Genomic DNA, 9263 nt, shown 5'->3' with positions numbered 1-9263 from the left:
CCCGCCGCCCTCCCGCGCGGGGGCGACCCCTACGCCCCGGCCGCCACCGGCTCCTCGTCCGTGACCTCCAGGCCGTAGGCGGTGACCGCCTGCCGCAGGCCCCCCGGGTAGCCGGCCAGCGCGGGGGTGAAGTCCCAGTTCCCGGCGTCGTCGCGGTCGAAGCGGCCCAGACGCATCGCGATGTTGGACTCCGCGCCGTCCGCCAAGTGGACGATCGCCGCGTCCTGGTCGGCGCCCGCTTCGAGGATCAGCGCCGGCCCGGCGAACCCGGCCATGGTGGCGTCGGGGTGGTTCTCGGTGTCGGCGGCGGCGATGACGACCAGCCGGTCCGCCTCGGCGGGGAGCGCCTCGAAGTCGACCATCAGGCAGGCGTTGGCGTCCTCGTAGCCGGTCACCAGCCGGACCGAACCGTCGGGCGTGGACGCGTTGTTGTAGAAGACGAGGTGATCGTCCGAGAGGGCGCGATTGCGCCGGCAGACCAGCGCGGCGATGTCGTAGTCCTCCTCCCCGGTCCAGTGCAGCAGCAGCCGGGCCGGTTCGGCGGCCACCTCGATCGCCGGCTGCCCGGCGTCGTCCCGCACCTCGCCGTAGGCGGGGGCGAACACCTCGTGGAAGCCGTGGTGCTTGAGCAGACCGACCAGTTCGGCCCCGTTGATCAGCGTGATCGGCTTGCCGGACACGAACTGGTGCGAGCTGGGCCCGAACTTGCTGGTGGTGACCAGCACGGCCTTGGTGGCGTCCCGGTCGTGCTGCAGCGTCCCGAAGAGGTCCCGGACGGCCGACGGCGTCACCGTGTCCCGGTACCGCTTGACCTGGACGATCACGTTCCCGCCCCGGAACGGGTCGGTGTCGATGCCCCGGACGTCCACCCCGCCGTCCTTCGACCTGGCCGTGAGCTCGACCCGCATGCCCATCGACTCCATCAGCCGGGCTATCAGCCCCTCGAACTCGATCGGGTCCATCTCCAGCAGGAGCTGGAGCTCACGCACCCGCCGCGCCATCCGGCCGCGGTTCGCGTTGGTGTCGTCACGCAGGTGCCGGAACAGCATGCGCTGCGCGCGGCGCTCGTTGGTGTCGGGGCTGCTGAGGCGGTGGAGCTTGCGGCTCCGGGACATAGGTACTCCCTCGAACGTGCCACGACACGACGGATCGTCAGGCACGCGACAGAAAAGGCGACTTCAGGACGGCTCGGACGCGTCCCCCGCCGAATGAGTGAGTAGGTTACCGCCATGCCTACGCTTTCGGCATGACGACGAACAACAGCGGCCTTCTCGTGATCACCACGACCCACGACGACGAGGCGAAGGCCCGCACCCTGGCCGCCGACGCGGTCCGGGCGCGGCTCGCGGCCTGCGCGCAGGTGTACCGGATCCAGTCCGTCTACTGGTGGGAGGGCGAGGTCCAGGACGCGGCCGAGTGGCGGATCGACTTCAAGACCCGCGCCGAACTCGCCGACGCCCTGACGGGGTTCGTGAACGCGCGGCACGACTACGACACCCCCGAGGTCGTCGCCGTCCCGGTGGTGACGGGCAGCGCCGCCTACCTGGAGTGGGTGAGGGCGGAGACGGCGGAGCGGTGAGAGCGCGGGAAGCCGGCGGAGCATGAGGCCTGAAGCACCGAACGGCCCGCCGCTCCGCGTACGGAACGGCGGGCCGTCGACGTGCGCCGGTCAGAACCAGTGCAGGCAGTGCGGGGGCTGGTCCGTGCGGAAGAGGGTGTCGGCGAGGGTCGCGGCGGCGGGGTGGTGGGCGCGGATGTGGCCGGCGCGGACGAGGGTGCTGGGGGTGGTGCCGCCGAGGTAGATGGAGCCCAGGTCGGTGGCGTCGAGGGAGAGGTCGGGCTGCCGGCCGGTCGGGACGCACTCGGCCTTGCCGTCGCGGACGGTGAGCAGGTAGCGGCCGTGTTCGCCGAGGAAGGGGTCGTCGACGTCGAGGACGAGCTCGCCGTCGGCGAACCAGCCGCGCGCGGTCAGGGCGCGCGGGATGTCCAGCAGGCGCACCCAGAGCCAGTCCATCTCGGCGCCCACCACGCCGGCCCGGAAGTCCGCGAGCTGCCAGCGCAGCGGGTGATCGGCCGGGACGTGCTTGAAGACGGCCTCGGTGATCAGGTCGTGGCCGAGCACGTAGCGGGCCAGGGCCGTGAACGCCTCGTCGTTGAGGGCGATGGTCTCGTCGACCGTCAGGGTGACGGTGCGCCGGACGGCGTCCGGGACGCCGTCGCTGAGCACGTAGCTGGCATAGCCGTCCGGGACGCCGTCGGCGTCGCGGTGGAGGGCGATGTAGCGCTGCGCCGGGGCGATCGGGGGCTGTCCCGCGCGCAGGTCCCACCAGCGGCGCGGGCGGGAGATCGCGCCCGGCTGGGCGCGGCGGTAGCGGTCGTAGACCTCCTCCAGGACCTCCCGGCACTCACCGCTCCGCAGCACCTCGACCGAGCCGCTGTCCGGCCGCGCGTCGCCCGCCCTGGGGGCGGCGAGCTCGGCGTGCCGGCGCGACACCGTCAGCCGGCCCGTGTAGGTCGCGGGCCCGTAGCCGAACCGCCGGTAGATCACGGCCTCGGAGGCCAGCAGCACCGAGAGGAACTCGCCCCGCTCGCGCAGCTCGGCGAGCTGGTGGCGCATCATCGCGGTGAGCACGCCGCGGCGCCGGTGCGAGGGCACCACGCCGACGACGGTCACCCCGGCGGCCGGGACGACGACCTCCCCGGGCAGGGTCAGCTCGAAGGAGTACGCCGCCGCCGTTCCCACGGCCCGGCCGTCCGCCGTCACGGCCAGCACGCCGCGGTCCATCTCGACCGCCGACCACCAGGCCCCGCCGCCGTCCTCGGTGGTGTCCTCCGGGAAGCGCCCGAACGCCGCGTGGAACGTGTCGACGAAGACCTCGCGGTCCTGCTCGGTCGTGGAACGGATCTCCATCACTACTGACGCCTCCCCAGGTCACCGGCACCACGGCGCGTGGTGCCCGGCCCAGTGCAACGCCACCCCGCGAGCAGGTCAAGCGATTTTCGGGCGACAGGCGCACCACTGGGCGTGGAGCCGCGGCGAGAGGCGCGGAGGCCCGCGCGAGCGCCCGCACGGTTCCGCCCGGAGCGGTGTCCGCCCTCGACCCACCCCTCAACCAGCGTGCTGCTAGGGTCGGTTGGCGTTCCGAGTGAGGGGGTCTCCCGATGAAGTACCGGCTGTTGACGATCGGCGTGGGCACGGTGGCGGCGCTGCTGCTCGTCGCCGCCTTCCGGCCCACCGACCACGCGCCGGAGCCCGGCACCCCGCTCAGCGCCTACGCGCCCTCCGTCATGCCCTCCGCCCCGGACGCCGAGGACAGCACCGCCGCCTTCACCCGGTGGGTCGAGCAGCACGGCACCGAGGAGCAGCGGGAGGCCGTGCTGGGCCATGTCACCAGGGTCAACCGGGCGGTGAAGCAGGACGACCACGTCAACGCCTACCTCGCCACCGACCACCCGGAGGCCGTGGACGCCCGGACCCGCGCCATCATCCGCGCCTACCTGAAGTGGGCCGGACCGAACGAACCGGCCCGGATGCTCGTCCTCTACGACGGCGCGGGCCGCGTGATGGGCGCGATCCGCGTCGCCGACTGGAGCTGAGGGCGGCCCGCGCCGGTCAGGCGACCCGCTCGCCCGCCATGGCGTCGCGCACCCCGCGCGACATCCGCTCGGCCACCGCCGCGACGAGGGCGCGCGGGCGGCGCGGGGCGAGGTGGGCGCCGATCCGGTTGCTCAGGCCGGGGACCACGTAGGAGCGGTCGGCGTCCAGGGCCCGCAGCGCCGTCCGGACGACCGCCTCCGGGGTGGTGAACGAGCCGGTGACGGCGGCCTTCCGGGTGCCGATGACGTGGAAGAAGCCGGTCTCCACCGGGCCGGGGCAGACGGCCAGGACGCGGATGCCGCGCCGCCGGTACTCCTGGCGCAGCGCGAGGCTGAAGTTGAGCACGAAGGTCTTGGACGGGCCGTAGACGGCGAAGTACGGGGTGGGCTGGAAGGCCGCCGTGGACGCCACGTTGACCACCGCGCCCTTGCCGCGCGCGAGCATGCCGGGCAGCAGTTCATGGGTGAGGTCGACCAGTGCGACGACGTTGACCATCAGCTGGTCGTGGTCGCGCCGCGGGTCGATCGTCTCGAACGGGCCGCAGGTCCCGAAGCCGGCGTTGTTGACCAGCAGGTCCACGGTCAGGCCGCGGCCGGCGAGTTCGGCGGCGATCCGGCGGGCGGCGTCGGGGTCGGAGAGGTCCTGGACGAGGACGTGGGCGGTGACGCCGTGGGCCTCGCCGAGGCGCTCGGCGAGGTCGCGCAGGCGGTCGGCGGAGCGGGCGACCAGGACGAGGTCGTGGCCGCGCGCGGCGAGTCGGGCGGCGAACTCGGCACCGAGGCCGGAGGACGCGCCGGTGATCAGAGCAGTGGCCAGAGCAGTGGTGGCGGTACGCACGGTGACGCTCCTTGTCTCCATGAACTGTGGCAAGAGAGTATCGGATAAGTTCAGATCTGCAACATCGCTGTTTCAGTTACTGCCCGAGCCGCTTCCCCGCTGTACCGTTCCCCGGGTACCGTCCGAGCTGGAGGCACCACCGATGACCCGCACGCCGCCCGGCCGCCCGCTGCGCGCCGACGCCGAACGCAGCGTCCGCGCGATCCTCGCGGCGGCGGAACGCGTCCTCGCCGAGACCCCGGGCGCGTCCATGGAGCAGATCGCGGAGGCCGCCGGAGTCACCCGCACCACCGTCCACCGCCGGTTCGCCAACCGGCAGGCGCTGGTCGACGCGCTCGCCACCGGCGCCGCCGCCAAGCTCGCCGAGGCCATCGAGGACGGCCATCCCGGGACCGCCCCGCCGCTGGTGGCGCTGCACCGGGCCACCGCCAACGTGCTGCGGGTGAAGGCCGCCTGGGGCTTCGCCCTCGGGCCGGCCGTCGCCCAGAGCGAGCGGGCCGCCCGGACCCACGACGAGATCGCCGGCCGCTGCCTGGAACTGCTCGCCCGGATCCGCGAGCAGGGGGTCATCGCCGCCGACGCCGATCTGGAGTGGGTGCGCCGGGTCTACTACGCCCTCATCGGCGAGGTCACGCACGGCACCGCGGCGACGGCCGGAGCGGTCGCCGCGGACGCCGATCCGGACGTGCTGGCGGCCCGGATCGTCGACACCTTGCTGCACGGCGTGGGTCCGCGCACCACGCGCTGACGCCCCGGCCGTCGCGCCCGGACGCGCGCTCGCACGGTCAGCCGCACCCCTCCCGGGGCCACCAGCATCCCCGCCCCAACTCCCCTATATGGCATGACAATCGTCCAATTCCCTCGATCGAGGGAACAATCGCCCATGTCCCCACTTTTTCGGCCGGATGAGGCACCATCAGCACGTCCGCGCCCGAACGACCTCGTCCGGGCGGCAGAACCGGCCCTGGGACCCGCCCGTGACTACCTCCGCCCCCGTGTGGGACTGCCCCTTCAACCACACCGACGGCCTGGAGTTCGACCCCCTCCTCAAGCGCCTGCTGACCGAGGAGCCGATCGCCAGGATCCGCCTGCCGCACGGCGAGGGCGAGGCCTGGCTCGCCACCCGCTACGAGGACGTCCGCGTGGTCACCACCGACCGCCGGTTCAGCCGCGCCGCCGGCATCGGCCGCGACCTGCCCCGGATGACGCCCGCCCCGATCGCCCAGGTCGAGTCGATCAACCTGATGGACCCGCCGGCCCACAACCGGCTGCGCCGCCTGGTCGCCCAGGGCTTCACCAACCGCCAGGTGGAGCGGATGCGCGCGCACACCCAGCGCGTCGTCGACGGCTACTTCGACGAGATGGAGGAGCACGGCGCGCCCGCCGACCTGGTCCGCTTCCTCTCCGCCCGGCTCCCGCTCACCACCATCTGCGAGCTGCTCGACATCCCCGCCGGGGACCGCGCCGAACTGCGCGGCCACGCCATCGCGATGATGTCCATGGGCCCGGACAGCGGCGACGGCCAGGTCACCGCCAAGGCCGCCCTGCGCGCCTACTTCGCCGAGCTCACCGCCGCCCGCCGCCGCGCCCCCGGCGAGGACCTGATCAGCGCGCTCGCCACCGCCCGGGACGGCGCCGAGCTGCTGGACGACGACGAACTCGCCGTGATGGCCATGGTCCTGCTGGTCACCGGCCACGACACCAGCACCTACCAGCTCTCCAACATCACCTACACCCTGCTCACCCACCCCGAGCAGCTCGCCAAGCTGCGCGCCCAGCCGGACCTGCTGCCGCGCGCCCTGGAGGAACTGCTGCGCTTCATCCCGTTCCGCCAGGGCGTGGGCATCGCCCGGGTCGCCACCGAGGACGTCGAGCTCGGCGGCGTGCTGATCAAGGCCGGCGAGCCGGTGCACGTCTCCTACCTGGCCGCCAACCGCGACCCGGCGGTGTACGAGCGGCCCGACGAGCTCGACCTCGACCGCGGTGCGCCCACCCACATGACCTTCGGCTACGGCACCCACCACTGCCTCGGCTCCCACCTGGCCCGGATGGAGCTCCAGGTGGCCATCGGCACCCTGCTGAACCGGTTCCCCTCGCTGCGGCTCGCCGTGCCGCCCGCCGAGCTGGACTGGCGGACCGGCTCGATCTGGCGCTACCCGCAGACCCTGCCGGTCGCCTGGTGACACCGCTCCCCGCCCAGCCGCATCCGTAGACCCAGGCCCGCCAGACGGGAGACCCACCCATGGCAACACTCTGCAGACCCGCCATCGCCGTACCCGAGCACGTCATCACGCTCGACGAGACCCTCGACCTGGCCCGCACCCTGCACGCCGACCACCCGCAACTCGGGCTCGCCCTGCGGCTGATCGAGAACACCGGGGTGCGGACCAGACACCTGGTCCAGCCCATCGAGGAGACCCTGCACCACCCCGGCTTCACCGTCCGCAACGCCGTCTACGAGCGGGAGGCCAAGCGCCGCGTCCCCGAGGTGGTCGAGCGCGCCCTCGGCCACGCCGAACTCGCCGCGCGGGACATCGACCTCATCCTCTACGTGTCCTGCACGGGCTTCATGATGCCCTCGCTGACCGCGTGGCTGATCAACTCCATGGGGTTCCGCTCCGACACCCGGCAGCTGCCGATCGCCCAGCTCGGCTGCGCGGCCGGCGGAGCCGCCGTCAACCGGGCCCACGACTTCTGCCGCGCCTACCCGGGCGCCAACGTGCTGATCGTCGCCTGCGAGTTCTGCTCGCTCTGCTACCAGCCCACCGACATCGGCGTCGGCTCGCTGCTCTCCAACGGCCTGTTCGGCGACGCGATCGCCGCCGTGGTGCTGCGCGGCCGCGGCGGCACCGGCGTCCACCTGGAGCGCAACGGCTCGCACCTCGTGCCGGACACCGAGGACTGGATCTCCTACGGGGTCAAGGACACCGGGTTCCACTTCCAGCTCGACAAGCGCGTCCCGGGCACCATGGAGATGCTCGCCCCCGCCCTGCGCGCGCTGGCCATCGAGCACGCCTGGGACATCTCCGGCCTCGGCTTCTACATCGTGCACGCGGGCGGCCCGCGGATCCTGGACGACCTCTGCCACTTCCTCAACCTGGAGCCGGTCGCCTTCCGGTTCTCCCGCGCCACGCTGACCGAGCGCGGCAACATCGCCAGCGCCGTGGTCTTCGACGCGCTGGCCCGGATGTTCGACGAGGGCGGGGTCGAGGACGGCACCCACGGACTGATCGCCGGCTTCGGCCCGGGCATCACCGCCGAGATCTCGCTGGGCAGTTGGGCCGGAAAGCCGCTGGAGGCGGTGGTCCCGCGCCGGCCGCGCGCGATCGAGACCGCGGAGTTGACGCTCACTCACCCGACCGCCCCCCTGCTGCGTCCGGCCGGGACTACGATCACCGAATGACCGATACCACGGGTGCCACGACCACCACCGGCACCACCGAAGCCACCAGTACCGGTGGGACCCCCGACAGCGCCGCGACACCGGACGGGGCCGGGGGCCCGCTGATCCCCAGACCGTCGCGCCCCGCCGGGGCCGACCGGGCCGCCGAGCTGGCCGCGCTCTTCCCCGCCCTGCACGCCCCGCAGTACTGGGCCTGGGGCCGCTACGACGCGCGGTTCTCCACCGTCCTGCCGCCGGACGAGCTGGTCACCAACATCCACCTGGTGGGCTTCACCGACGGTGGCCGGGTGGTGCTCTGCCGCGACGACCGCGACCACTGGTTCCTGCCCGGCGGCACCCGCGAGCACGGCGAGTCGGTGGACTCCTGCCTGGTCCGCGAGCTGCGCGAGGAGGCCGGCGCCCGGCTGCTCGGCGAGCCGGTCTGGCTGGGCGCGCACCGCTGCGTGACCGACGACCCGGTGCCCTACCGGCCGTGGCAGCCGCACCCCGAGAAGGCCTGGCTCTGGGGCTGGGCCGAGGTCACGGTGGACTCGGTGCCGACCAACCCGGACGACGGCGAGCAGGTGGTGGAGGTCCGCGCGGCGGACCCCGCCGAGGCGCGGCGGCTGCTGCTGAGCGGCCACGAAGCGTGGTGGGGCGAGCTGATCGGCCTCGCGGTGGAACTGCGGTCGCGACCGCGCTGAGCCGCTGTTCCCGTACTCCCGCAAGGCCACCCGTAGACCACCGAAAGACCACCGGAAGACCGACGGCAGACCACCGGAATGGCCCAGCAGCGGCCCACCGTGTCCGATGCGCGGTGGTATGACTCGAAGGGACCCGGGTCCGTCTCGGGCCCGCACCGACGGGAGCCGTCATGGACAACTACCCGCTGCTCAACATCTTCTGGACGATGCTGGAGCTGTTCCTCTGGATCCTCTGGTTCTTCCTGCTGTTCAAGATCATCACGGACATCTTCCGCAGCCACGACATGGGCGGCTGGGCCAAGGCCGGCTGGATGGTCCTGGTGATCCTGTTGCCGCTGATCGGTGTGCTGATCTACGTCATCGTGCGCGGCAAGAGCATGGGGGAACGCGACATCGCCCAGGCCCAGAAGGCCGACGCCGCGTTCAAGGCGTACATCCGCGATGCGGCGGGCAACGCGCCCGGGGAGGGCGCCGCGGCGGGGGCGCCCGGCCGGAGCCACGTCGACGACCTGGCCAAACTGGCCGGCCTCAAGGCGAGCGGGGACATCTCCGAGGAGGAGTACCAGAAGGCGAAGGACAAGCTGCTGGTATGACGGGGACGCCGGTGGGGGCGGCCGCTGGACGGGTGTCCACCGGCCGCCCTCCTCGGATGCTCAGCGCCGCCCGGAACGGCGGTCGCCGGAGCGGCGGTCGTCCGCCGAACCGCCACCGCCGGTCAGCCCGGCCCGGCGCAGCGCGTCCA

General features: G+C 72.9%; 10 protein-coding genes. 7 read left to right on the top strand and 3 right to left on the bottom strand.

Annotated elements, in window-relative coordinates:
• Positions 1-29 precede the first annotated feature (29 nt).
• Positions 30-1115, bottom strand: coding sequence for a restriction endonuclease (locus ABD308_RS00670; RefSeq protein WP_344322803.1), 1086 nt, complete (start codon positions 1113-1115; stop codon positions 30-32).
• Positions 1116-1246: 131 nt separating this feature from the next.
• Between ABD308_RS00670 and cutA the strand changes: the two genes are divergently transcribed.
• Positions 1247-1579 carry a divalent-cation tolerance protein CutA gene (gene cutA / locus ABD308_RS00665; protein ID WP_344322786.1) on the top strand — a complete coding sequence of 111 codons (333 nt, stop codon included), beginning with the start codon at positions 1247-1249 and terminating at the stop codon, positions 1577-1579.
• Positions 1580-1669: 90 nt separating this feature from the next.
• Here the strand turns inward: cutA and ABD308_RS00660 are convergent, their stop codons facing one another.
• Complete coding sequence (locus ABD308_RS00660) at positions 1670-2911, bottom strand: GNAT family N-acetyltransferase (protein WP_344322779.1); 1242 nt, start codon at positions 2909-2911, stop codon at positions 1670-1672.
• Between the two features lie 251 nt (positions 2912-3162).
• Between ABD308_RS00660 and ABD308_RS00655 the strand changes: the two genes are divergently transcribed.
• A complete protein-coding gene (locus tag ABD308_RS00655; protein WP_344322772.1) occupies positions 3163-3597 on the top strand; it encodes a hypothetical protein in 435 nt (144 codons plus the stop codon).
• Between the two features lie 16 nt (positions 3598-3613).
• On the opposite strand, the gene ABD308_RS00650 is transcribed toward ABD308_RS00655, so the two are convergent.
• Positions 3614-4435 (bottom strand): SDR family NAD(P)-dependent oxidoreductase, encoded by an 822-nt coding sequence (locus ABD308_RS00650; protein ID WP_344322765.1) that lies wholly within the window; start codon positions 4433-4435, stop codon positions 3614-3616.
• A 142-nt stretch (positions 4436-4577) separates the two neighbouring features.
• On the opposite strand from ABD308_RS00650, the gene ABD308_RS00645 reads away from it, so the two are divergent.
• The 5 genes from ABD308_RS00645 (at position 4578) to ABD308_RS00625 (ending at position 9114) form a co-directional block, all read left to right on the top strand.
• Positions 4578-5183 (top strand): TetR/AcrR family transcriptional regulator, encoded by a 606-nt coding sequence (locus ABD308_RS00645; protein ID WP_344322759.1) that lies wholly within the window; start codon positions 4578-4580, stop codon positions 5181-5183.
• A 229-nt stretch (positions 5184-5412) separates the two neighbouring features.
• Positions 5413-6618: a cytochrome P450 gene (locus tag ABD308_RS00640; protein ID WP_344322753.1), complete on the top strand. Its 1206-nt coding sequence runs from the start codon at positions 5413-5415 to the stop codon at positions 6616-6618.
• A 59-nt stretch (positions 6619-6677) separates the two neighbouring features.
• Positions 6678-7838, top strand: coding sequence for a type III polyketide synthase (locus ABD308_RS00635; protein WP_344322739.1), 1161 nt, complete (start codon positions 6678-6680; stop codon positions 7836-7838).
• On the top strand, positions 7835-8521 hold the full coding sequence (locus ABD308_RS00630) for an NUDIX domain-containing protein (protein WP_344322733.1): 687 nt from the start codon (positions 7835-7837) through the stop codon (positions 8519-8521). Before ABD308_RS00635 ends, ABD308_RS00630 begins: the two co-directional genes overlap by 4 nt.
• 170 nt (positions 8522-8691) lie before the next feature.
• Positions 8692-9114, top strand: a complete 423-nt coding sequence (locus tag ABD308_RS00625) for an SHOCT domain-containing protein (RefSeq protein ID WP_344322729.1) — start codon at positions 8692-8694, stop codon at positions 9112-9114.
• Positions 9115-9263: the final 149 nt, after the last annotated feature.

Origin of the sequence: Kitasatospora putterlickiae (assembly GCF_039527695.1) — a bacterium.
GTDB lineage: Bacteria > Actinomycetota > Actinomycetes > Streptomycetales > Streptomycetaceae > Kitasatospora > Kitasatospora putterlickiae.
Note: the sequence above shows the minus strand (reverse complement) of the source record. Positions and strands in the feature narration are given on the sequence as shown.